Raw genomic sequence first — 25,107 nt, forward strand, 5'->3', positions numbered from 1 at the left:
GTGTCATTTACGTGGTAGTGTGAGAAAATAATAACATGTATAGGAACTGCGTAATTTCCTTATCCTCTCAAAATAGGGATAGTCACCTATATCTGCCATATTTTTTTGGATTATCATAAGATACGAAACAAAATTTTTAAAATTTTAAGTAGGAATTCCAATAAATTTGACGAATATAACTATAGTGAGAAAAAACAAAATAGTGTAATTATAACTCATATATCCTTGATAATTGGGTCGAGGGTGTCTACGAGGCAACCGTAATTGCTTCTCTATGAGCCGGAATGGTTTATGGAGAAATAATTATGGTTGCTTTTTCTTTTTATAAAATCTTTAAACGGCGTTAAGCAAGAGGGGGACATTCTATGAAGTATTATCGGCCGCAAAGTGTCAAAGAAGCAATAGATATAGCACATTCAGCCCAAGGAATGTTTTTGGCCGGAGGAACAGATCTTGTACTTCAAATGCAGAAAGGAAAGATCTTACCGGAAGTATTGATTGATCTTGGCAAGATCTCAGAACTCCGAGAAATTAGGGAAACAAACGAGTCCGTAGAAATTGGCAGTATGGCAACTTTCACAGATATGGGCAAAAGCGAACTTGTTGCAAAGAAGGCTTCGGCTCTCTGGTTAGCCTGCCAAACGATGGGTTCACCGCAGATTCGCAATCAGGCGACTCTTGGCGGAAATCTTGGGAACTGTTCTCCGGCAGCCGATGGTTTGCCTCCGCTCTTAGCCCTGGGGGCTGATGTTGTTTTGCTTTCCGTTGAAGGAGTGAAGCAATTGCCGCTGGCTAACTTATTAGAACAGACACCTTTGCTTTCTCCAGGTACCCTTATCGGCGGATTTAAAATCCCTAAAAGACATCAGTTTACCGGATTTGCCAAATTGGGGAGACGGGAAGCCTTAGCTATTGCTCGCTTAAGTGTCGCAGTGGCCTTAGAGCTTGAGGGTTCAAAGATTGGAAATGTTCGGGTCGCTTTAGGTGCCGTTGGAAGACGAGCGTTTCTCAGTGAGCCTCTGGCCCAGTCATTGAGTCATCAGGAGTTTAATGAATCGTGGCTGAAATTGGGGATCCGTCAAGTTCAAGGTGTTGTGCGCGAAGCCTTGGGTGAAAGAGCTTCAGCTCCTTATAAACGGGTTGCCGTGGCCGGCGTTTTTCGGGAAGCGGTTGCTTCGTTAAGGCTGCAAGGAGGGTTGGATAAATGATGACTATCGAATTGATCGTAAATGATAAAAAGTACGTTTTAGAGGTGGACCCGCAAGAACGATTGCTGGATGTACTGCGTAATCGCTTAGGTTTGATGGGAACAAAAGAAGGATGCGGAGAAGGAGAATGTGGAGCCTGCACCGTGATTTTAGACGGAAAAACCGTCAACGCCTGTCTCGTGCTGGCAGGGCAGGCACAAAACTCTGCGATTACAACCATTGAAGGCGTTGGGAATCGGCAAAAACCTCATCCTGTTCAGAAAGCTTTTGTAGAAGTTGGGGCAGTACAATGTGGTTTTTGTACTCCGGGGATGGTTCTCTCCGCTAAAAATTTACTGGATAAGAATCCTCATCCCAGCGATGAGGAAATTGGAGTGGCTTTATCGGGAAACCTCTGCCGCTGTACGGGCTATGATAAGATTCTGCGTGCCGTCAAGCGGGCTGCCGAGGAGGAAAAATAATGAAAACTGAAGTAGTAGGGTCTCGTGTCCTGAGGGAAGATTCTTGGGGAAAGGTTTTTGGTCAAACAAAGTTTCCGGCCGATGTCAATCTTCCTAATCAATTATACGGGGTTGTTCTGCGCAGTCCTCATCCTCATGCTCGGGTTCTGAATATTAACAGCGAAGAAGCTAAGAAGATCGCAGGTGTTGTGACAGTCCTGACCGCTAAAGATGTACCTCATAATTCACATGGCGTTCTGTTCCGTGATCAGCCGGTCATCGCCGACTATGTACGCATGGTGGGGGACCCGGTGGCCGTTGTGGGAGCCGAAACCATGGAGATAGCCCGCCAAGCCGCGGAGCGAATACAGGTGAACTATGAAATTCTGCCGGCCATTTTTGAACCCGAAGAGGCCATGAAGCCAGAGGTTCCGCCTTTGCACCCGGAACTTCAGCCTACAAATATCCTGTACCACCTGCCCATTCGCAGGGGATCGATGGAGGAAGGCTGGGCTAAAGCGGATGTTGTGGTCGAACAAGTTTATAAGACACAGCATGTAGATCATGCTTTTTTGCAGCCAGAAGCTGTTCTCGCTTATTTGGATGAACGGGGGCATATGGTGGTTCAAACTGCAACTCAATATGCTCACTATGATCGAGGGGAAATTGCTCATGCCCTGGGGTTTCGCTACAGTCAAGTTCAAGTGAAGACTTTGGCAGTTGGCGGTGCTTTCGGCGGGCGAGAAGATATCTCTCTGCAAATTATAGCGGCCTTACTGGCCTTGAAGACCCAGAGGCCCGTCAAAATGGAGAATACAAGGGAAGAGTCTTTTTATTCCCACAGCAAACGTCATCCAATGACTATGTATTACAAGACTGGAGCTGCGAAGGATGGCAAGCTTGTAGCCATGCAGGCCAAGATCATAGGTGATGCAGGAGCCTATGCTTCATGGAGTGTCAATGTTTTGCGCAAATCTGCTGTTCATGCCACAGGGCCCTATGAGATACCCAACGTGGAGATTGACAGTTATGCAGTTTTTACGAATAATCCTTTTACTGGAGCAATGCGGGGCTTCGGTGCAGCTCAAACGGTCTTGGCTTATGAAAGTCAAATGGATCTTCTGGCTAAGAAGTTGGGGATATCACCTTTAGAAATTCGTTTGCGCAATTGTTTCCAAGTGGGAAGTATCACGGCAACGGGACAAGAGCTGACCAGCAGTGTTCCTTTAGATCAATGTTTAGCCAAGATCGCCCCATATTTCAGAAGAGAGGTGGAAACTCCATGAAAAAACGGGGAATAGGTTTGGGTTGTGCCTGGTATGGAACTGGGTATGGCAATGGTTTTCCGGATGTTTCGAGTGCTTTTGTGGAAATTCATGACGATGGTTCGGCAACGGTTTTGACCGGGGCCGTGGATGTGGGACAGGGAAGCAGTTCGATTTTTGCCCAAATTGCTGCCGAAGAATTGGGGCTTAGGGCAGAGGATATTTGTGTTAATACGGCTGATACAGATGTAACTCCCGATTCGGGAACTTCTGCCGCAACCCGCCAAACTTACAATACCGGCAACGCAGTTCTTAAAGCAGTGCGGCAAGCTAAATCTCGTTTGCTGACCTACGCTGCCCGTGAGTTTTCCTGCCCGACAGCAGAGGGCATTGAGCTTAAGTCAGGATATATTGGAGTCAAGGGTGATCCGTTCCGGCGGATGCCTCTGGAAGACATGGTTTTTAAAGCTCGTTTGAATGGGGAGCGCTTTATCAGCGCGGAAAGTTCTACAGCCCGTTCGACTCCCGTGGATCTCACCACCGGGCAGGGAGCTCCTTACTGGCCTTATTCCTTTGGTTGTCAAGCTGCAGAGGTAGAAGTGGATACGGAAACAGGCAAAGTGAAAGTTCTCAAAGTTATTGCCGTTCATGATGTGGGGAAGGCTTTAAATCCCTCACAAGTCGAGGGGCAAATAGCAGGGGGAGTGACCCAGGGGATCGGCTATGCTCTGCTGGAAGAACTTGAACTGCAAAAAGGAACGATTAAGAACCCGGCATTTTCCAGTTATTTGATTCCCACAGCACTCGATGTGCCTAATATAGAAGCATTTTTTATCGAAGAAGCTGAGGACAGCGGCCCTTATGGCGCCAAGGGTCTCGGTGAACCAGCGATGCTTCCAACGGTTGCTGCCGTCATCAATGCCATTGATGACGCTGTGGGGGTAAGAATCACCTCGTTGCCGGCAACACCGGAAAAAATACTGCAGGCATTAGCAGAGAAAAAGGAGGAATTGGGGTAAACTATAAAAAACAATAAGGCTCTAGATTTATGTTTTGGCATCAAGGTCAGTCAGAATGAGGCATTATGTCGATTTTAGGGAGGGCTGTTCATGTCAAGCGTGTCAAAAAATTCTCCGCCTACGGCCGGTCAAGGCTTTCTCGATGGCTTTTTTCATCTCTCCGAATTGGGTACCAATGTAAGGACCGAAATTCTCGCAGGAGTGACAACCTTTGTCACTATGGCCTATATCTTGTTCGTTAATCCCAATATTTTAAAAGACGCGGGAATGCCCATGAATGCGACCTTTGCAGCGACTGCGATCGCCGCTGCAGTAGCAACCTTAATTATGGGTGTGTATGCTAACTATCCTATTGCCATGGCTCCCGGGATGGGTCTTAATGCCTTCTTTACCTATTCCGTGGTCATCGGTATGAAACTTCCCTGGCAAACTGCTCTCGGGGCGGTGTTTATTTCCGGATTTATCTTCTTTCTCTTAACGGTCACCAGAGTTCGGGAATGGATTATGGAAGGAGTTCCCACAGTTTTACGCCTCTCTATTGGCGTCGGTATTGGACTGTTTATTGCATTTATTGGCTTGCAAGATGGCGGCCTTGTGGTAGCGAATAAAGATACTCTTGTTCAATTAGGCAATATGAAGTCTCCTAGTGTCATTGTGACAGTATTTGGGTTAATTGTGACCGGATTTTTTATGGCTAAACGAATTAAAGGCGGTCTATTGTTCGGAATTCTCCTGACAACAATTTTCAGTATGTTTATGGGCATTAAGCAGTTCCCAACGGGTGTATCGAGTTTTGTTGCCTTCTCCAATCCTTTCCATGCTGTAGCACCGGTTATGGGGAAACTTGACATTATGGGTGTCTTTAATTATGGTTTAATCTCGATTCTCTTTGCCTTCACCTTTGTTGATCTGTTTGACAATATTGGAACACTATTGGGAATTTCTCGCAAAGCCGGTCTTTTGGATGAAAAAGGAAATCTGCCAAGAGTCGGCAGAGCATTAATGTCCGATTCGATTGGTACGATGTTTGGTTCCATCATGGGTACTCCAACGGTAACGTCCTACATTGAAAGTACAGCTGGCGTAGCTGAGGGCGGAAAAAGCGGTTTAACCGCAGTGACCGTTGCAGTTCTTTTCATTTTTTCGATCATTTTTGCTCCCCTTGTTGGCTTAATCCCAGGGCAAGCGACGGCACCTGTTCTTATTATTGTAGGTGTTTTAATGATGAGCGAAGTAGTTCATATTAATTTTGAAGATTTTACGGAAGCATTTCCGGCCTTTATCACCATCGTTATGATGCCCTTAACTTATTCTATTGCCCAGGGTTTGGCCTTTGGCTTCATGTCTTATACAATTATTAAATTAGTTACTGGAAGACACAAAGAGAATAATGCCGTTACCTATATTTTGACCATCTTATTCATTGTTCACTTTGTCCTTGGCGGGGGCTAATAAGTCACGGGGATTATGGAGAGATGTGTTTTTAAAGTTCAGCACATCTCTCCCGATTCCAGGTTTTTTGAGGAAATAATTCTCTTCGGATGAGGAGAAAGGTGGAATTTAGCATGCGTGTACTATTTAAAAACGCGACCATTGTGACCATGAATGCTCAGCGTGATGTGATCAAGGGCGATCTGTTAGTCGATGGCTCAAGGATTGCAGCGGTGGGGGAGGTTAAGGAGTCTTCTGCCGATCAAGTGTTTGATCTGAACGGTGACTTGCTCATTCCCGGCTTGATTCAAACTCATATCCATCTTTGTCAGACCTTGTTTCGGGGTCAGGCTGATGATTTGGAACTTTTGGACTGGCTGAAATTAAGAATATGGCCTTTAGAAGGCGGACACGATCCTGAATCCATCTATGATTCCGCATTGCTTGGTATTGGAGAACTCTTTTTAGGTGGAACGACAACAATCGTAGATATGGAAACAGTGCATCATACAGAACATGCTTTCAAAGCTATATTGTCCAGCGGAATGAGAGCACTGGCCGGGAAAGTCATGATGGATGATCCCAGCGGAGATGTGCCTCTTTCCTTGCAGGAAACCACAGAGGCTTCTTTACAAGAAAGTGTGGACTTATTTGAGAAATTTAACGGGCAAGGAAACGGACGATTAGAAGTAGCTTTTACACCTCGCTTTGTCATTTCTTGTACCGATACCTTATTAAAGGAAGTATCGCGTCTGGCAAGAGAAAAGAAGGCTTTTGTGCATACCCATGCTTCTGAAAACCGAGGCGAAATTCAAGTTGTGGAAAGTACCCGGGGAATGCGCAATGTCGTCTATTTAGATAAGGTCGGCTTAACAGGCCCGAAGTTAATTCTCGCTCACTGCATCTGGCTGGATGAGACCGAAAAGGATATTCTGGTTCGGACTAAAACGCGGATTTCCCATTGTCCATCATCGAATCTGAAGCTGGCTTCGGGGATAGCCGCCATTACCGAGCTCTTGGGGCGAGGTGCCGAAGTCTCCCTCAGTTCTGATGGAGCACCCTGCAGTAATAATCTGGATGGTTTCCGGGAAATGCGTCACGCGGCTCTCATCCAAAAACCTTTACATGGCCCAACTGCCATGCCGGCCCAAAAAGTATTTGAACTTGCAACCATCGCCGGAGCACGTGCTTTGGGACGCGAAGCAGATCTTGGGAGCCTGGAAGCCGGTAAAAAGGCAGATTTAGCCGTTGTAAGCCTTCAGGGATTACACACCTGGCCCAACCAACATGTGGACGTATACTCTCAGTTGGTTTATCAGGCTTATCCCTCTGATGTCCGCCTTACTATGGTTGATGGGCAAATTGTCATGAGAGATCGCAAGTTGCTGACCATCGACGTTCCCGAACTTAAAAAACGTTCGACTCAAAGCTTGAATCGTGTTATGAAACGGGTAGGAATGATTTAAAAGGTTTCTCAAACGGAGAATAGAACAGCTTCCTAGGTGCTTGATTTTGCAGAAAGGAGGGGTGGCTGATGTCTAACTTTAGGCAAAGAATGGATGAATCGAGAGGACTTGCACGTCTTGATCTTGTCCTGAAAAGAGCCAAGTTGGTCAATGTTTTCTCCGGAGAAATCCATGAGACAGATATTGGCATCCATCAGGGGCAGTTTGTGGGCATAGGAACTTTTGAGAATGCGGAAAAAGTTTTGGATTTAGACGGAAATTATATCGTTCCCGGACTCATTGACGGTCATGTTCATATTGAAAGCTCACATCTTTGCCCGGAAGAATTTTGCTCTCTTCTTCTTTCTCACGGTGTTACGACAGCCGTTGTTGATCCCCATGAAATTGCCAATGTATTAGGTGTTCAAGGAATTCGCTATATCTTGGATAGTATTCAGGATTTGCCTTTTAATGGTTTTGTTGCTCTGCCTTCTTGTGTTCCGGCAACGGAATTGGAAACTTCCGGGGCCCGTCTCAGGGCGGCTGATCTCAAGGGATTTCTAGATCATCCAAACGTCATCGGACTTGGGGAAGTCATGGATTATCCGGGAGTTTTGGCGGCTAAGGCAGAGATGGTGGAAAAGCTAGAACTCCCGGTGAGGTTTAAAGATGGTCATGCTCCCGGAATATCTCCTCAGGATCTTAATGCCTATTACCGGGCGGGAATTCATACGGAACATGAGTGTTCTACGGTTGAAGAGGTCAGAGAAAGGCTCCGCAGGGGTTTTTATGTCATGTTAAGAGAAGGGAGCGCTGCTAATAATCTGCGGGATCTGTTACCAGCGGTTACCCCCGAAAACTCAAGTCAATGTCTGCTTGTCACCGATGACCGGCATCCGAGAGACTTAATTCAGGAAGGTTCCATCGACCATCTGGTTCGCTTGGCAATCCAAGAGGGTGTGAACCCAATTAGGGTTATCCAGATGGCTACCATTAATACTGCGCGCGCCATCGGGCTCTTAGGACTTGGAGCAGTGGCACCAGGATATCAAGCAGATTTTGTGATCCTCAAAGATCTTAACCGTTTTGAGATCGAGGAAGTATACTGGCGGGGGAAACGTCTAAGCTGCCGAGGTGAACGCCCTCATTTTCCCAAGTCAAGCATTATGGGAATGACGGAAAGTGTACATCTAGAGAATAGGTCCCCCAACAGACTGAAGTTGAATATAACGAGTGCTGGAGCTCTCTCTGCAAGAATGCGTGTCATTGGTGTCCAGGGACATTCGCTGGTCACCTCAGAAATTATTCGAGAATTGCCCGTCGTTAATCATTGTGTAGTGGCTGATCCTGCTCAAAAAATAGCCAAAATCGCGGTTCTTGAGCGTCACCATAAGACTGGAAATGTCGGCGTAGGTTTTGTGGAAGGATTAGGTTTGACAAAAGGAGCCATCGCTTCTACGGTGGCCCACGATTCCCACAATCTTGTGGTCGTGGGAATGAGTGATGAGGAGATGAATCTGGCCATTGATACTTGTGCCGAAATGGGAGGCGGGCTTTGCCTGGTACGTGGAGATCAAGTGCTTGGTAAGCTGCCATTACCCATTGCCGGACTGATGTCCAATCTGGATGCCGAGTTAATTGCTCAGACTCTCAGTGAAATTCATGCTCAAGCCCGAAATTTAGGAATTTATGAAACCATTGATCCTTTTATGACCCTAGCCTTTCTATCTCTCCCTGTAATACCAGAAATTAAACTCACTGATTTAGGGTTAGTTGACGTGTCAAAGTTTCAATTGACAAACGTTATTCTGTAAAATAGGTTAATTTATACATTTAAGTTTCTAGAAAAGCTTGCTTTGGGATGAACTTGGTAAGAAGAAATGAGTTCATCGCGTAAGAGCGAGCTTATTTTTGTTGGGCGAATACGGTTATAATGGCTCATATGTAGTAGGATAGAAGGAATCCGTACATAATATGTCGAATAAACAAGTTTCACGAAAGAATGGAGGGCAGATTTTGAAACAAGAATCACAGAATAAAAGAGAAGGATTTTCAAGCAGTATCGGAGTCATAGCAGCAGTACTGGGTTCAGCTGTTGGACTCGGTAATATATGGAAGTTCCCTTATGTAACCGGTGCTAATGGTGGGGCAGCTTTTATTCTGGTTTATTTAGTATGCCTGGCATTAGTCGGTTTGCCTGTAATGTTGTCAGAACATCTCATAGGACGGGCAACAAAATCTAACGCAGTAGGTGCTTTTAAGAAACTACAGCCAAGACGGCCTTGGTTTTTAGTTGGTGGAGCAGGGGTAATAAGCGCCTTTTTAATTATGGCTTTCTATACCACTGTGGTCGGTTGGGTTTATGCCTATATTTTCAAATCGGCGAGTGGTGCGCTTCTAACGAATAAACCGCAGCAAACAACACAAGTCTTTAACTCTTTGATCTCAGGAGTCGCTGAACCTTTATTTTGGCAAGTGCTGGTTTTAATTGTAATCGGCATTATCATCATGGCAGGTGTTACGAAAGGAATTGAGAGAGTCACCAAATTCCTGATGCCCATGCTTTTTATTTTGCTGGTTATTATTGATATCAGGTCCTTAAGCCTGCCCGGTGCTTCTTCAGGCTTAGCGTTCTTATTTAAACCGGACTTTTCTAAGATCACTGTAAGTGCTATACTGGCTGCGTTAGGTTTGGCATTTTTTAAGCTAAGTGTCGGCATGGGAGCTATGATTACTTATGGCAGTTATGTAGACAAACAGGAAAACCTGCCAAAGATGGCAGTAAAAGTAGCACTCTCTGACACGTTAGTTTCTCTGATGGCGGGCATTGCTATTTTTCCGGCAGTATTTGCTTTTGGATTTGAACCTAAAGCCGGTCCACCCTTACTATTTATCATTATTCCGACGGTGTTCAATTCCATGCCCTTAGGCAGAATTTTTATGGTTTTATTCTTCTTGCTGACCGCTTTTGCTGCAACCGGTGCTATGTTGTCTCTCTTGGAAGTTCCGATTGCCTACTTCACTGAGGAGTATCAATGGTCGAGGCGGAAAGCCACGCTCATAACGATTGTTGGCATAGGTTTGCTGGGTTCAACGGCTACGTTGTCTAATAGTGTGTTGTCCAATGTTTTGATATTTGGTAAAACTTTTTTCGATTTCTTCGACTTTGCAACATCGAATGTCCTCTTACCTTTGGGTGGAATCTTCATTGCCTTGTTTGCGGGTTGGCAATGGGGATATGCTAATGTGAAGCGTGAGATGACTAATGAGGGTCAATTACGCAATGAAGGCTTGTTTAAAGTCTATATAGTTTTAGTTAGATATTTAGTTCCAATTGCCATTGCTATTATTCTGTTAACTGGATTGAATATTATTCATATCTAAAATATCGGCGATAGTGAAACAGCGGGTAGGACTTAAGGGAAAATGAATTGTGACCAAAGGGAAAATTATATTATGTCAACTCGTATAAAGAGGTAAATTCATATATTTTGACGAAGTGTTATGTTTAGGAGAGATAGTAACTAAAACCAATCGAATAGGGTGAAAATATTAATGCGCTTGGTGAACACGCGTTTTGTCAAGGAAGGATCTGTTCTGGCTCGTCCTGTGATCAACCCTTCCGGCAGTATTTTATTGCAATCTGGGGTTTGTCTGACGGCGTTATTTATTAAACGATTAAAAGCAATGGGTTACGATGTTTTATTTATTGAAGATAATCGGTTGGATGATGTTGAATTAAATATTACAATTTCTGCGCGAACACGCGAAGTGGCCTATAAGACAATACAAGAAATCTGTAAATATATTGAAAAGGATTCCGAAGATTCATTGCCTTCGGCAAGAGTTCGCGTGACTATCCAAGAAATGATTAATGACCTTTTGTCAAGTAAAGATATTTTATGTAATCTAACCAATATTCATGGATATGACGAATACACATTTCATCATTCCATTAATACGACGATCATAGCCTTAACTCTGGCAATTGCCTCCGGATTTAATGAACAACGCTTAATTGAATTCGGGATGGGTGTTCTTATGCATGATATCGGCAAAATAAAGATACCGGAGGGCATTCTCAATAAGAAAACGCCTCTTACTCACGAAGAATTTGCCGAAATTAAGAAGCATACGACACTTGGCTTTGATATTCTGCGCAAAAACGATGATTTTAGTTTGCTTTCAGCTCATATAGCATACCAACATCAGGAAATGTGGGACGGTTCGGGATATCCTCGAAACCTGAAGGGTTTAGAGATCCACGAATACGGCAGACTGGCTGCAGTTGCTGATGTCTATGAGGCATTAACGAGCCGCCGGGTTTATCGTAAGGCTTTAGAACCTAATGAGGCCTATGAAATCATCATTGCTCAATCAAATACCCATTTTGACCCTAAAATTTTGGATGTATTTAGAAAGCACATTGCTGTTTATCCATCTGGTTCGGGTATTTTGTTAAGTAATGGACAAAGAGGAAATGTAGTAAAACAGAACCCGTCATTTCCCAACCGTCCTTATGTGCGAGTATTTTACCAAGGGGACGTAGAGCTTACTGAGCCCATAGATTATAACTTGGCAAATTTCCCTTCCATAATGATTGTGGCGGTGGATAATCGCTAGCTATTTGTCTCGATCGTATACTGAAAAACTGAGTGGCATGGTAAGTGGTCTACCAGGGGAATTAGAAAATCGCAAATGATGACACTTTGTATCATTGTCATTTAATTGGACTTAAACTTAAGAAATCCTTTCAAGTAATTATCACGATTATTGAATATTATTGAACTGTTTATTAAGGATGATTAAAAAAGGGTTGTAATCAAAGTATTTTCGTGTACTTTGTTACAGCCCTTTAGTAGTTTAAAGCAACATTATCGTTATATATTTCCCTCCACACTAGCGGAATTGTATTGAATCTGTGGCTTGCCACAGACAGCCGATTGTTTCAGAAGATTTGTAGGATAACGTGACCGCAGTGTTTAAGTCTAACAAATGCAAAGACAGTGCTCGGGTACAGTCAAGTCAATTAGAATGTTTTCAATAGTGTCTTTGCGTAGTTAGACTTAATTAAGCAGAGCTTTGAATTCTTCGATCTCATGAACCGGGCGTTGACAGGTGAAATTCTGACAGAGATAGGCAGTCATTACTTCATGATCAATGGGATAATCTCTGAGCCAGGGTATGAAAGAGTTAAGACTTCCTTCATGGTAAAGGACAGATGCGAAGGGATGAAAGTCGGAAAAAAAGATGTGACGCATTTCCAGCAATTTGGGGGAGTTTAGGGGTCCGGCAAGAATCAGCTCCTGGCTTGGTTGAAGTGCAAATTGCAGAGCCTGCAAAAAAGCCGTATACCCTGTGGGATATTCTTCAAGTACCGGGCGGAAGCAAAGGAGAATATGCTCTGCTTTTTCATTCCAGCGCTCATCTCCGGTTAGTCGTGCTAAGCGGATTAAATTATGTGCGGTGATTGAGTTGCCGGAGGGAAGAGCTCCATCGTAGCTCTCTTTAGGACGGATGAGAAGTTCTTCGGCATCCAAACCTGTCAGAAAGTATCCTCCATCCTCGTTGTCCCAAAAGAGTTTATCTTGCTGATCTTGGAGATGAAGAGCAGTTTCAAGATAATGAGCCTTGCCGCACGTCGAATATAGTTCTAGGAGTCCTTCAATAAGAAAGGCATAATCATCTAAATAGCCTAGGTAAGCAGAATCTCCCTTTCTAAATCGAGCTAAAAGCCTGCCGTCACTGCGTCGAAGGTTTTTGAGGATAAATTGAACTGATTTTTCGGCAGCCTCTAATAATTCCAGCTTTCCCAACACTTGAGCACCTTTGGCCAAAGCTGTGATCATGAGACCATTCCAGGCCGTTAAGATCTTGTCATCTTTATGAGGATGGACTCTTTGCTCGCGAGCAGCAAATAATGCACGACGAGCTGATTCAAGTGTTTGCAGCTGATTAAGAAGCGATTCGGAATTATCAGGTAAACTTTTACCCAAGCTTCCTTGAAGCAAATTAGGAATACTTTTACCTTCAAAATTCCCTCTGGAAGTGATGTCATAGACGTCGCAATATCTGGAAGCGGCTTCTTTGTCTAGCACAGCGGCGACTTCAGCGGGAGACCAGACATGAAATTTACCTTCTACACCTTCGGCATCAGCGTCTTCTGCGGAATAAAAACCACCCTCTGGGGATGTCATGTCTCGGAGTACATAGGTAAAAATGCTTTCAGCAATTTGAGCATCTCTCGCATCATGGCTTACTTGATAATTCTCTAAGTACGCGAGAGCTAGCAGTGCGTTGTCATAGAGCATTTTTTCAAAGTGAGGGACCAGCCATTTTTCATCGGTGCTGTAACGAGCAAAACCAAATCCAATATGATCATAAATTCCTCCAATAGCCATTCCGTCTAATGTTTTGCGCACCATGGCAAGGGCCTTGCTCTGAGGATGGTCTTGGGCATAACGCAGGAGGAAGGTCAGATTGTGAGGAGCCGGAAATTTTGGTGCCTGTCCAAACCCTCCATAGTGGGAATCGAAACTTCGGGCCAAAGTCTGGTAGGCTTTCTCAATGACTTCTTTTCCCCAAGCTTCAATTCCAGCGGTTGAGGGAGAGGAAGCTTGATCCTTTGTCGGAATGGATTGTTGAGATTGAACGGCCGACACGATTTGATCGCTTGTTTCCCGGACATAAGCTTCTTTGTCTCTCCAAAGTACGCCGACTTGTTCCAACACCTCCATCAGTCCCTGGCGGCCATAATGAGCTGTTTTGGGGAGGTATGTACCGGCAAAGAAGGGCTTTTTCTCAGGCGTCATCATGATCGTAAGCGGCCATCCGCCAGCTCCTGTTAAAGCTTGACAGAAAGCCATGTAAATATGGTCGATATCGGGACGCTCTTCGCGGTCCACTTTAATCGATACAAAATAGCGGTTTAAGAGGTCGGCGACCTCTTGGTCTTCAAAGGATTCACGCTCCATGACGTGACACCAGTGACAAGTCGGTAAACTACACTACGAATACCCAATAGATAAGAAAACAGGTTTATTTTCTGTTTTCGCTTTCTGAAAAGCCTCTTCACCCCAAGGAAACCAATCAACTGGATTATGAGCATGTTGAAGTAAGTAGGGGGACTTTTCATTAACTAATCTATTGGGTATATGCTTACTATTTGTTGTCATGGGCAACACCTCCTTTTTGCTGAGGAATTTTGTTTGATGTAATAACAAGTCTTTGAATATTATTATCTATTAGGACTCTAATAATTCTTTTAAGAATTAGCTTCTAATGGTTACATTCTATGAGTTTAGATAAAGAACAGCAACCCTTAATATGACAGGGTTGCCGATTGCGGTTACAAGTATTCAATCTCAAAAGTTACTTCGTTATCAGTTCGGTCGTAGAATATTTTCTTGACAATGGATTTCATCAGGGTATTAATTTCCTTTGGTGAAGCACCTTTTTCCCAAAGTGATTTGAATTCACAGATGCGATTCTCAAGTTCTTCAGGTGGGAGATTAAATTCCCGTTGAGGGGTGTTTTTTAGTTCTTGAATTTCAGCTTTTAAAGATTCTATTAGTGTTTCTTGAGCTTTCTTCCGCTCTGAAAATTCAGCCAGAGTATAAATTTCAGCTTCATAGGCATCTTTTATTCTTATTAACGCTTTTTCTGCTTTAATAAGTGTGTCTCGTTTCTGTTTAATATTTCGCTCAAGTTCCATGTTAAAATTACAGTTTTGCTGAAGCTTGATTAAATGTCCCTTATCCAGATAGTCACTAACGATTGCTTGAAAAAGAGCTCCATAGAAATCTTCATCCATTTTAACTCCAGTTTGAGGGCACTTTGTACCGACTGGTGAATGATGGGCACACTTTGTATAGTTATAACTTTTTCCGCTCTTAACTTCAATTCTACCTACGGAATAGACCATTCTGTACCCACATTTTCTACAATAGAGTAATCCTGTTGTAGGGAAACACCCAGCTTTACTCTTGTGAGGGACCTTGCGATTTTTTGCAAGTAATTCTAAAATCTTTTCATGTTCTTCGGGTGTTTTTAGGCGAGGGTGTTGACCTTCTCCAACAGACCATTCTGATTCATTTTTATGACGAGTTATCTTTCGTTTGTTATCTCTTCTTTTTTTCCATTGGTTTTTTCCATAGATTACTTGACCCATATGAAACGGATGAACTAATAGTCTCTTAACTGTATTGTTGTGCCATGTTGAGCCATTTGGTGAAGAAATTCCTTCGCGATTTAAAATGAAAGAAATTTCTTCAGTTCCAAATTTACCAGAAAGATACATTTTTTTAATACGAGTATAGACGGTTTTCTTTTCCTCATTAACAGTAATATGACCGATAATTTTATTTCTTCCTCTTTTATCAACCCCAACTTCAGTTATATATTCGTAAGGGTATGGTGGCTTGCCGTTAGTCCAATTTCCCTTTATCGCTCCATCCTTTTTTCCATCAACTAATCGCTTAACGATAGTTCGTAATTCCGCATTGGAAAGAACGGACAAGATGCCTAACAATGTTAAATCGCCTGTATTATTTGGGTCGTAAATTTTTTCTGGAGTAATCAGGTACGTATCGTTATAATGGAATACCTTGATTATCTCATCTAAGTCTTTTGTACCTGCACGACTAAGTCGTTCGTATTCAACAACCAATACACCATCATAAAGACCATCTTCCACAAAATCTAAAAGTCGTTTGAGTTCAGGTCTATGTTCGACCCCATCACCTGTTCCGATTTTTTCTTGAAATATTTCATAACTCCATCCCTTTTGCTCAGCAAATTCTAAAAGTCTTTGTCTGTGTTTTGATAAAACGTCTTCCTCTTCGTCTCCCCTTGATTTCCTCAGATAAATTGCTACTTTTTCTATTTCATTTTCTGTTTCCATTTGTCTAAACCCCAAATTATGCTGACAAATTATCTGAGTTTGATTTTTGTTCGGTATTTAGAGTTTCCAAGAAAAAAGGGAGGAGGATTTTGTGAAATTCGTTAAGAGCTTTTTGAGATGGTTCCGTTAGTTTAATGGTATTATAGTTAATTTTACCATTAGATGATTTGAGTAAAAGTTTTGTATTAGTGCCATTATTCAATTAAAATTTCATCCTTTCCCACACGTCAGAACAGTGCGGCCATAAAAATCACTCCAAACATTAGATTGTTAACTAAAGTTCATTTTTTGGCAGGTTAAGTTGCTATTATTAGCAGCTTTCATTTTAAAATACATTTTATTATAAGAGTATTTCCCGAAATTAATAACAAGCCAATAAAATAATGCAATTATTTCTTGATGTTTTAAGGTTTTTAACCATTAAGCTAAAGAACGCTTAACTGAATAAAGCATAACAAAAAATATAGACATTGGAAATAGCTTATGTGCTTACACTTATATATTACAGTATGAATATAATATAATTTATTATAATACACATTTAGACTACCTAAAGATAAAAGTAATCAGGTAAAAACCCCCTTATTGAGTTAATTCCGTAAGGTGTTTTTTCGTAACTCCAGAGGCTTCGCTGGTCTGAGAAAAATTGCGGTTTGATAGAGTAATTATTTGAAATAACTAGCATTATAGGGATACAACGTAACATATAATCGTTTTTACGGAATTATAAATCTGCCTCTACAAATCTATAATACAATGAATCAAAATTGAGAAAGGGGCATTTTTGCAAATGAAAAAGGAAAATACTGAGAGAGAAGTGGACCCTAAATTTGGACAAGCAATACGTTATAAACGAGAACTAATGAAGCTATCTCTTAGTGAACTATCAGAAATTACAGGAATTTCCAGCAGTTACCTAAATCGTCTTGAGAAGGGCGATAGAAAAGCTCCAAGCTACCCAATTATGGAGTTGATTGCAAGGGGACTTAACCTAAATCTTTCTGAGCTTCTCTCGCTAGCGTCAAATTCTGAGAACGATGGGGAATTGCCCGAAATTCGTGAACTTCTTTTGAAGAACGATTTTAAAATTGGCGACACAATTGTAACAACTGAGGTCAAAGAACTTCTATTGAAACTATTCGAAGTCATTTCTAGTGCAGAATGGGACGATGAGGTTAAATTTCTTGAGAGTGGCATGATACTCCAAACCGTAGACCGAATTAAGGCACAAATTTAGTAAGGTAAAGTTCAAAGGGAATCCGAGCGGATTCCCTTTGAATTTGAAATGAAGGGGAGGTAATACATTGCCCAGGTTCAGACTTGACGAGGAAAAAGAAAATCTTTTTTCGCTATACCAATCGATTCATTCAAGTTTGTTAAACAATATAGTTGGTTCAAAAATAGATGAGTTGGAACAAGAAGTTCCCTTTAAAGGTAAGAAGATTGATATTTGTGGATGGGCTGATAAAATAAATCAAAATCTCTTTGTCGAGGTACAGCTTATACCTGCAGATATGCGTCACATGGATATGGTAAAGACTATTATAAGTAATATTAACAAAGGGATTATTGTATGGGAGGCTCTTACCTTTGCAAAAAGGGAACATCTAATTGAAGAGGTTGTTGAGTTTATTAAAAGTCAAAAAAAGCCTGTAAATGTTCTATTTGCTGTGGTTAATCCAGAAGTTATTCCAGTACTTGAGCAATTATCAATGCTCTATCCTTTGAATGTTATTCCGAATTTAGGTCGATTATCTCAGGTCAAGGAACCGTTGAAGATAATTGCGAGATATAATGGGAAGGGAAATGGAGAAAAGCATCAAGGTTTATGGCAACAGAATATTTGTAAACCTTTTCAGCTTGAACCTGAAAGTCTTTCTACCCGTCTCGGCTCAAATCTCTATCTTATAAAAAAAATCCGCAAAGACATGTGGTATTATCCACCTGTATATCGGGCAAAATCCAGACTTGACACAAATGCCATTGTGTATGGTGCAGGAAACGGGAATATCTATGAAATTAGCATTCGAGATGCTTACTCTCATTTAAAGCTCAGAATACCTAGAAAAAATTCAGATACTTTCAAGGAACTGAAAACGAGAAAGGAAAATATTGAGAATGTTATTGGCTACGCAGTTAATTTTCGAGAGAAGATTTCGAGTTTTATCCTGGATATACCCATTTTGACTTTTGGTCGACCGAGGACAGAGGTGCTAGATGAAATCGTCCAGTTGTTTGAGAGGTTTGTCAGATATTTTACAAGTTTTTTTGATGAAAAAGAAAAGGAACGAAAAGTAGTAAGTTTTTAGTTAAATGGTTCTAAGGTTAGGTCATCGGAGTTATATAAAAAACTCTGGTGACCTTTAATGTTTTTAAGAAGAAAAAGGGGTTTACAAAGAAAATAAAGAAATAGGATATAGGTTTTTCTACATTCATTCTCTTACAAAGGAAGGTTCAAGATGGTGTTACAAGATGTTCTAACTCCCAATATGAGAATCGTTTTTTGTGGAACGGCAGTTAGTGACACATCTGCCGAAAGAGGAGATTACTATGCTCACCCAACAAATAAGTTCTGGAAAATACTTCATAAGATTGGCTTAACGCCCAAGGAATTGAGTCCCAACGAATATCAATCGTTAACTCATTACGGTTTAGGCTTAACAGACTTAGTTAAGACGAAAAGTGGGTTAGACAAAAAGCTTACTCCTAATGACTTTGACATCTATACATTGACGACTAAGATAAAAGAATTTAAGCCCGATATTCTCTGTTTTAACGGTAAGAACTCGGCAAGTATGTATTTATCCCGTGCCAAAATCGATTTTGGTTTTCAACCAGAAAAAATAACAACTACCAGAATCTTTGTAGCTCCGTCTACATCTGGAAGTGCGAACGGATATTGGGATGAGAAATGGTGGTTTATTCTTGCTCATAGTATAGAAAGACCATTCCAGGCGGTAGATATTGAAAATTACTACAAACCAGATAGGATTACAGACATATTAGTCAATTTAAACGGCGACGGTTCGGTAACAAAGACGAATGAAGCTGACTTCATTAAGGCGGTTGAAAACATCAAGCTACATAATTCCATTCCAACGAGTATTCAAAACATATTTGAGGTTGCCAGAGCATTGTTTGCATATGGCTATTTATATAATCCGTTTTGTACAATAGCATTAGAGCAGGCTTTTAAGGCTTTTGAAGCAGTAGTCTCGTTGAAATTTGAAATTAATGGTGGACCCGAAAGTACAAGAAAACTTGCCAAGAAAATCGATTATTTATACTCACTAGGTGTAATCACCACTCACCAAAAAGAAATGTTGGATGCAATAAGATATATGAGAAATGATTCTTTTCACCCTGAATATCAACAGCTTGTTGGGCACAATGTTGAGTGGATTGAAGCTGTTGCGACGATTATCAATGGATTGTGGCTAGCGGAGGGAAAGGAATTACGAGTTTAGGGGTAAGAAGTAGAATTGTTTGGAGGTAAAGAGCCATTGAGTTGGTAAGCTAACTCTATAAGATTATTTAGTAGCAAAATACTCATTTAATATTCACCTAATCAAAGCTTAATGGACAGGCTAAAAAGGAGATTTTAGCAAACATGAACGTATTGATTAATATCAATGTAATATTTGGTACAGTAATCAGCAGTACTCCTCGATATATTTCTGTCGCTCCAGTCTGCAATAAATACAAAGAACACTGTACAAATAATAGCCTAATAGATTGAAGCTAACCAAATCAATCTATTGGGCTATTTTAAGAAATGACTACTCACATGTTGTAACATTATGGTGGTTATTATTTTCTGATATTGAATTTATGGGAGGAATATCTTGTAGAATTGCTGAATTCTAGGTGAGAGATTTTGACATCAGGCTTTACAATTATACGATGTCATATATATAAAAACTGGGAAGGTAGATATTAAAAATAGGTATGGAAGTGTTTATCGGTGAAGTAATTGAAACTTATGTTGGTGAAGATTTGCTAACAAATGGCTTTCCAGACACAAAGAAGATAAACCCACTCATCTATTGCATGGATAATATGTATTGGAGTATTGGCGATAATACGGCTAAAGCCTTTGATGTAGGAGGTCACTATAAAAAATAAACTCACATTGTTACAAGCGAGAAATGGAAAGAGCAGGAGCATTATTCTCCTGCCTCTTGGTTTGAGGGTGTTAGAAATGAAGAACAATGATTGGTTATTTGCAAAATTACCAAATTGGCTGAGGTGGATTATCGCCGTTCCAGTTGCAATATTACTATGCTTAATTATTCAGTTGATACTAAGTTATACTATTCACAATATCCTTGGGTGGTCTTACAATGCAACAATTTGGACGATAGTGTTAATAGCAAGTGTCATTTGTGTTAATGCCAGCCTATTTTACTGTATACCAAACTATAAATCAGTAATTGCAGGGGGAGCTAATCTACTGCTATCTGTATATTTTTTAGCTTTAATCGCCTTGCATATTGCTAACGGTTTCTTACTGGATTCAATAAACATTCCATACGGGATTTCAATTATCGTGTGTATTTGTATTGCTGTTAAGCTTCTAAAGAAAGAAGAAACATTGAAGTTATGAATTGAGTTTATAGCCGTTCTTTGATACATAACGGTGGCTCGGTATTTAATTTTATGTCAGTGATATATATGTTGAGATAACTCCCTAGTTAGAATATTGAATATTTCTAAAATTAGAGGTATTACCTATGAAAATGAGACTTTTGTCTTTCATGGTGCTAATGATGGTTTCAGTTGGTTTACTGGGTTGTAGTCAGAGAACATTCGAAGGAAATAACATTAAAGAACGAGATGTGCTATATGCTTCGATGATAATCTTTAACAACGATACTTACTATCTAAGTTCTGAGCTGATTTCAAAGGACAATTTGGGTGACCAAATTGGTCAAGTGGAAAAACAAGTCATCCCTTCGCCTAAAAATAATGGAGAAGCTAACGAATGCCCAGTGGGTACGAAAATATTCCAAATCAAAGGTGTTGATGTGAGAGAATCCGTGGCGGTATACTTTCAAAACGAGTATCGTAAGGCTTCAACAATGGTTCATTAGGGGGTCAGTATGGATACCGTGAAATCTTTTCTTAAAAATAAAAGCTGGATTATAAGAATAACCGTCACATGCATCATTTTATTTATTAGCTGGTTTGCCCAATGGGGATTTACAAGCATTAAAGCGACTGATGCTATTGAAATTCAAAAGTTGGTTTTTGACTCTGTGAAAACAGAGCAAACTGCTAGTATCCTCCCAGAACCTTATCGTTCAAATCTTAACACCCGTATTCCAGATAAAGTTCAGAGAAAAGCAAACGAGGTTATTGAAGGTACGCTTTCTAGGTTCTACATTCCCAATTCGCAAATATTAAAGAAAATGGTTGGGCAATCTGAAGCGTTGATAAATGCTCAGGAAACAGGTAACTATAGGTTTTTAGACGGCGGGATTTCCAAATGTAAAAATATCAAGATAAGTGGACATGGCAACATTGCCACTGTCAGTGCTGATATTTGGGTTTGGGATAAAGCATTAATCAACAATGTCATTGCCCACCCCGAAATTGGACTGCATTATCAGTTTTCAGTGGTTAGAATAGGGAAAACATGGGCAATTAGTGATGAAAGCTCAGATATCATACCTGGCGAAGGGGCATAAGAGATTCTAGAAAGGAGTCCTAATATTGGTTCGTAAGCATTACCGTTTACTTTCTAACATTATCGTTCTTATGCTTATGTTAACAGGCTGTGGTAATTTAAATTCTAGCAATGTCGGCAATAGCCAGAGTCCCGTCTCTATAAATAATAATGAGACGTTATCTAACAGTGATACAAATACTAGCAAACTTAGTTTGGGAGCATTGAGTAACTTAACATCGATACATATGGTTAACGCAATGACGGGTTGGGCACTGAGCCAAGGTTCGTTACTGAGAACAGTTGATGGTGGGGCTAGCTGGACTAATGTCACTCCAAAGGGTGTCGACAGTACTAGCGTAGGTACATTATTGAGCTACGATGCTCAAACTCTCTGGGTTGTCTTCAATAAAGAATCATCAACCAGCATTACTGTTTACCATACCACAGACGGAGGGCAAAAATGGGAAAGTGCTGAGATTAATACGGCCCCATATTATGGTAGAGTTACTTCTCTTGATTTTATCGATTTAACACATGGTTGGTTATTGGCAAGCTATGATGTTTCCATGGGGTCGGAATCGGTAGAAGTATTCCAGTCGAATGATGGTGGTGCATCCTGGAAGTCAAATGCCTCGGCGATTCTCAACGAGAAACCGTCTAATGCTTTGCCATTGGCAGGTTCTAAAAACGGACTTGTATTTTCAAATCAAAAGAACGGTTGGCTAACGGGTTTTTCCCATGGCGATGGTATTTGGTTGTATAGCTCATCAGATGGGGGACGGACATGGTCTCAAAAAACTATTGTAACTCCACAGGGTTATCACACTGATGGAGGGGCTGTAAGTACTGAACCCCCACATTTCTTTAATCAAAAAGAGGGAGTATTGCCCGTTGAATTTAGAGGGGAGAACCCGCCAGCATTCGTTTTCTATAGGACTGAGGATGGGGGATTAAGTTGGACCCCGACAACTCCAGTTCAGACAGCACAAGAGTCGCAAGAATATAGGGGATTTCATTGGAGTATTATCGATGCCACACATGCATTCGTTAGTGACGGCTATTAATTATATCTTACATCGGACGGTTCGCACTCGTTTGTCCGCATTTCACCAAATATTAGCCTTGAGAAACTTCAGCAATTGGATTTTACTTCAGAAAAATTAGGATGGGCAATTATTGATGGAATCTTATGGAAGACCATTGATGGTGGGTATACATGGGTTCAGATTTAAAGTCCAGAGCTAGTCATTAATCCTGCTCAGATACAATCAGGGGGAGTTAACACATTGAAAATTACCAGAGCTTCAGAACAACATCTCGATGAAATCGTAAAATTGTGTATTAATTGTTCACAAAACATGAAACGTAAGGACATTGACCAATGGGATGACATTTATCCCAATAAGGAAATATTTCAAGAAGATATAAACAATCATTCTCTTTATATTGCCTTGCTTGAAAACTCAAAAGAAATTATAGGTTGCATCGTTCTGAATAATGACCAGGAACCAGAATACAAAGCTGTCGAATGGCTATATAAACAAGGAAAGTTTGCAATTGTTCATAGACTCATGGTACACCCAAACTATGAAGGAAAAGGTATAGCCAGAAGTTTAATCGAGTTTGTAGAGAAATTAGCTAAAGAAAATGGATATACGGCAATTCGCCTGGATGTCTTTAGTGAAAACAATAGAGCAGTCAATTTATACAAGAAACAGGATTATAGAGTATCAGGGAAGGTCAATTTTAGAAAAGGGGAGTTTCTTTGTTGCGAGAAGATAATTCCCTGAGTTGATAGGTTGCTTAAAACAATGACTTAGTTAGGGGGCGGGAGCTTTGGCGGATGTTCATTTCGTTGAAGGAAGTGCGGAGCTTCTAGATAAGGTTGGATTACTTTGGAAGAAACTCAATATCCATCATCAAACAATTTCCACCCATTTTCGGGACAGCATGGCATTGATGACCTTTGACCAAAGAAAGGCATCTTGGCTGAGTCGGACAGAATCAGGACAACTAAGAGTTGATATTGCAGTTCTGCGAGAGCCACAGGAACCGATTGGTTATTGCGTTACAACAATTGACAATAACATGGGGGAAATAGAGTCATTATTCGTGGACGAAGCATATAGAAAAATGGGTTCGGGGACTGTCCTCATGGAAAGGGCACTTAATTGGTTGGAACAAAACTCCATAACAAAGAAAAGGTTAAATGTCGCAGTGGGAAACGAACAAGTACTAAACTTCTATAGAAGGTTTGGATTTCAGCCAAGAGCTATTATACTTGAGCAACGGTTAAATAATTGAAGCTTGTGGAAGTTGAAGGAAAATACTGGGGGGACCTAAATGAAGAACAAAATACCCGCCATTTTTCCTAAAGAAATATTTCTACTATTCGTTGAAATCTTGGTCATTATATCTCCCAGCTACTATGCCTTTAGCCTTCCTAACTCAGGAGGAGAAGGGATTATACTCATGCTCTTGTTCATAATTTATCCTGTGCTTTCAATTTTCATAGGGATATTAACATCTGAGTTGAGAATGAGAGCCTGGGTTAATGCCATAATAACAACTCTAGTATTCTTGGGGCTATTTTCGAGCTTATACAATTATACTGCCTTTAGTTATATTCCCTTCTATTTAGCCCTCTATTTTATTACCCTAATAGTAACAAAACTACTTACTAAGAATAACACTGTCAAGACATGAAGTTTGTGGAGAGTTAGCGTAAAATACTATGCTTTTTATGGAAAGAGCGAATAGAGGCGAGCCGAGGTGGGAAAAATGAAAGTTTTAATCTTTGGAGGAACGGGTTTTGTTGGAAGAAATCTGACAGTGGAATTACTTGCGAATGGATACCAGGTCTATGTAGTAACAAGGAATCCCTCCAAAACCACAAATACCTTAGAAAATGGGGTTAAGGTCATTGAATGGGATAATCATTCCCCTCTAACTTCTATGAATCAACTACCTGAAATTGACGTAGTAATTAACTTAGCGGGCGAGTCAATTGGCAATCACCGATGGTCTAAGTCAGTTAAGCAGGAAATATTAGAGAGTAGGATTAGAACTACTGAAGCTATTGTTACAGCCATAAATAATCGTGCCATTCAGCCGAAACTTTTAATTAATGCTTCAGCCGTTGGCTATTATGGACACCGCCAGGATGAGGAGATAACTGAGTCTGAACAGGCAGGGGAGGATTATTTAGCTCAAGTTTGCCGAGCTTGGGAAAACGAGGCTTACAAGGTTCAAAGTGATTTAACTAGAGTAGTAACTCTTCGGATTGGTGTAGTCATTGGAAGAGAGGGTGCTCTTAGCAGAATGGCAATGCCCTTCAAGTTTTACTTGGGTGGTACTTTGGGGGGAGGAAATCAATGGATTTCATGGATAAACATTCAGGATTTAACAAGTACGATGCGGTTCATAATCGAACATCAAGAGCTAACAGGTCCTGTAAACGCAACAACACCATACCCCATTCGAATGAAAGAGTTCTGTGAGATTTTAGGTGAAGTTTTAAATAGGCCGTCTTGGTTGCCAATGCCTGAGTTATTATTGAGAATAGTATTGGGACAAATGGCAGATATGTTATTACACGGACAACGGGTTATCCCGAAGAAACTTCTTAACGCTGGCTTTGAATTCAAATTTCCGAAGTTAAGGTCTGCTCTAGAGAACGCTATAGGGAATAAATAAACATGTCACATCATTCTTATGTTGCGACGC

22 protein-coding genes, 1 pseudogene and 1 riboswitch are annotated in these 25,107 nt (G+C 41.0%); of the genes and pseudogenes, 21 read left to right on the forward strand and 2 right to left on the reverse strand.

The annotated features are described in order from the left end of the window. The first annotated feature begins 195 nt into the window (after positions 1-195). Positions 196-295: riboswitch (purine riboswitch) on the forward strand. 70 nt (positions 296-365) lie between these two features. The 9 genes from DESACI_RS09825 (at position 366) to DESACI_RS09865 (ending at position 11,431) form a co-directional block, all read left to right on the forward strand. Next, positions 366-1,208, forward strand: a complete 843-nt coding sequence (locus DESACI_RS09825) for an FAD binding domain-containing protein (RefSeq protein ID WP_014827038.1) — start codon at positions 366-368, stop codon at positions 1,206-1,208. After that, positions 1,205-1,669, forward strand: a complete 465-nt coding sequence (locus DESACI_RS09830) for a (2Fe-2S)-binding protein (RefSeq protein ID WP_014827039.1) — start codon at positions 1,205-1,207, stop codon at positions 1,667-1,669. The genes DESACI_RS09825 and DESACI_RS09830 overlap by 4 nt, the downstream gene beginning before the upstream one ends. After that, positions 1,669-2,934 carry a xanthine dehydrogenase family protein molybdopterin-binding subunit gene (locus tag DESACI_RS25490; RefSeq protein WP_014827040.1) on the forward strand — a complete coding sequence of 422 codons (1,266 nt, stop codon included), beginning with the start codon at positions 1,669-1,671 and terminating at the stop codon, positions 2,932-2,934. The genes DESACI_RS09830 and DESACI_RS25490 overlap by 1 nt, the downstream gene beginning before the upstream one ends. Then, complete coding sequence (locus DESACI_RS25495) at positions 2,931-3,932, forward strand: xanthine dehydrogenase family protein molybdopterin-binding subunit (RefSeq protein ID WP_014827041.1); 1,002 nt, start codon at positions 2,931-2,933, stop codon at positions 3,930-3,932. The genes DESACI_RS25490 and DESACI_RS25495 overlap by 4 nt, the downstream gene beginning before the upstream one ends. Positions 3,933-4,022: 90 nt before the next feature. Continuing rightward, positions 4,023-5,384 carry an NCS2 family permease gene (locus DESACI_RS09845; RefSeq protein WP_014827042.1) on the forward strand — a complete coding sequence of 454 codons (1,362 nt, stop codon included), beginning with the start codon at positions 4,023-4,025 and terminating at the stop codon, positions 5,382-5,384. 113 nt (positions 5,385-5,497) lie between these two features. Continuing rightward, positions 5,498-6,829 (forward strand): 5'-deoxyadenosine deaminase, encoded by a 1,332-nt coding sequence (locus DESACI_RS09850; RefSeq protein ID WP_014827043.1) that lies wholly within the window; start codon positions 5,498-5,500, stop codon positions 6,827-6,829. 68 nt (positions 6,830-6,897) lie between these two features. After that, positions 6,898-8,622, forward strand: a complete 1,725-nt coding sequence (gene ade / locus DESACI_RS09855; protein ID WP_014827044.1) for an adenine deaminase — start codon at positions 6,898-6,900, stop codon at positions 8,620-8,622. A 202-nt stretch (positions 8,623-8,824) separates the two neighbouring features. Then, positions 8,825-10,192 (forward strand): sodium-dependent transporter, encoded by a 1,368-nt coding sequence (locus DESACI_RS09860; RefSeq protein WP_014827045.1) that lies wholly within the window; start codon positions 8,825-8,827, stop codon positions 10,190-10,192. Positions 10,193-10,363: 171 nt separating this feature from the next. Next, on the forward strand, positions 10,364-11,431 hold the full coding sequence (locus tag DESACI_RS09865; RefSeq protein WP_014827046.1) for an HD-GYP domain-containing protein: 1,068 nt from the start codon (positions 10,364-10,366) through the stop codon (positions 11,429-11,431). Positions 11,432-11,874: 443 nt separating this feature from the next. Here DESACI_RS09865 and DESACI_RS09870 read toward each other — a convergent pair. Both DESACI_RS09870 and DESACI_RS09875 read right to left on the reverse strand, forming a co-directional pair. After that, positions 11,875-13,983, reverse strand: a pseudogene (locus tag DESACI_RS09870) (thioredoxin domain-containing protein). A gap of 173 nt (positions 13,984-14,156) precedes the next feature. Then, positions 14,157-15,710 carry a recombinase family protein gene (locus DESACI_RS09875; RefSeq protein WP_014827047.1) on the reverse strand — a complete coding sequence of 518 codons (1,554 nt, stop codon included), beginning with the start codon at positions 15,708-15,710 and terminating at the stop codon, positions 14,157-14,159. 790 nt (positions 15,711-16,500) lie between these two features. Between DESACI_RS09875 and DESACI_RS23075 the strand changes: the two genes are divergently transcribed. The 12 genes from DESACI_RS23075 to DESACI_RS09935 all read left to right on the forward strand — a co-directional run bounded on the left by DESACI_RS23075 (position 16,501) and on the right by DESACI_RS09935 (position 25,077). Then, entirely contained in the window at positions 16,501-16,947 is a 447-nt protein-coding gene (locus DESACI_RS23075) for a helix-turn-helix domain-containing protein (protein ID WP_014827048.1), read from the forward strand. A 67-nt stretch (positions 16,948-17,014) separates the two neighbouring features. Beyond that, a complete protein-coding gene (locus DESACI_RS09890) occupies positions 17,015-18,019 on the forward strand; it encodes a hypothetical protein (RefSeq protein ID WP_014827049.1) in 1,005 nt (334 codons plus the stop codon). Between the two features lie 150 nt (positions 18,020-18,169). Further along, positions 18,170-19,177, forward strand: coding sequence for a uracil-DNA glycosylase family protein (locus tag DESACI_RS23080; RefSeq protein WP_014827050.1), 1,008 nt, complete (start codon positions 18,170-18,172; stop codon positions 19,175-19,177). 481 nt (positions 19,178-19,658) lie between these two features. Beyond that, complete coding sequence (locus DESACI_RS23605; RefSeq protein WP_242833148.1) at positions 19,659-19,835, forward strand: hypothetical protein; 177 nt, start codon at positions 19,659-19,661, stop codon at positions 19,833-19,835. Between the two features lie 7 nt (positions 19,836-19,842). Then, a complete protein-coding gene (locus DESACI_RS09900) occupies positions 19,843-20,316 on the forward strand; it encodes a hypothetical protein (RefSeq protein WP_041276035.1) in 474 nt (157 codons plus the stop codon). Positions 20,317-20,443: 127 nt separating this feature from the next. Then, the gene (locus tag DESACI_RS09905) at positions 20,444-20,803 is read left to right on the forward strand and encodes a hypothetical protein (RefSeq protein WP_014827053.1); all 360 of its coding nucleotides are present in this window, start codon (positions 20,444-20,446) and stop codon (positions 20,801-20,803) included. Positions 20,804-20,812: 9 nt separating this feature from the next. Next, entirely contained in the window at positions 20,813-21,400 is a 588-nt protein-coding gene (locus tag DESACI_RS09910; RefSeq protein WP_014827054.1) for a hypothetical protein, read from the forward strand. Positions 21,401-21,626: 226 nt separating this feature from the next. Then, positions 21,627-22,445, forward strand: a complete 819-nt coding sequence (locus DESACI_RS09915; RefSeq protein WP_158310170.1) for a VPS10 domain-containing protein — start codon at positions 21,627-21,629, stop codon at positions 22,443-22,445. A gap of 222 nt (positions 22,446-22,667) precedes the next feature. Next, positions 22,668-23,171, forward strand: coding sequence for a GNAT family N-acetyltransferase (locus tag DESACI_RS09920; protein ID WP_014827056.1), 504 nt, complete (start codon positions 22,668-22,670; stop codon positions 23,169-23,171). Between the two features lie 46 nt (positions 23,172-23,217). Further along, positions 23,218-23,685: a GNAT family N-acetyltransferase gene (locus DESACI_RS09925; RefSeq protein WP_014827057.1), complete on the forward strand. Its 468-nt coding sequence runs from the start codon at positions 23,218-23,220 to the stop codon at positions 23,683-23,685. Between the two features lie 39 nt (positions 23,686-23,724). Continuing rightward, positions 23,725-24,087: a hypothetical protein gene (locus DESACI_RS09930; protein ID WP_014827058.1), complete on the forward strand. Its 363-nt coding sequence runs from the start codon at positions 23,725-23,727 to the stop codon at positions 24,085-24,087. Between the two features lie 75 nt (positions 24,088-24,162). Further along, on the forward strand, positions 24,163-25,077 hold the full coding sequence (locus tag DESACI_RS09935) for a TIGR01777 family oxidoreductase (RefSeq protein WP_014827059.1): 915 nt from the start codon (positions 24,163-24,165) through the stop codon (positions 25,075-25,077). Positions 25,078-25,107: the final 30 nt, after the last annotated feature.

The sequence above is a fragment of the Desulfosporosinus acidiphilus SJ4 genome, from assembly GCF_000255115.2.
Lineage (GTDB): Bacteria > Bacillota > Desulfitobacteriia > Desulfitobacteriales > Desulfitobacteriaceae > Desulfosporosinus > Desulfosporosinus acidiphilus.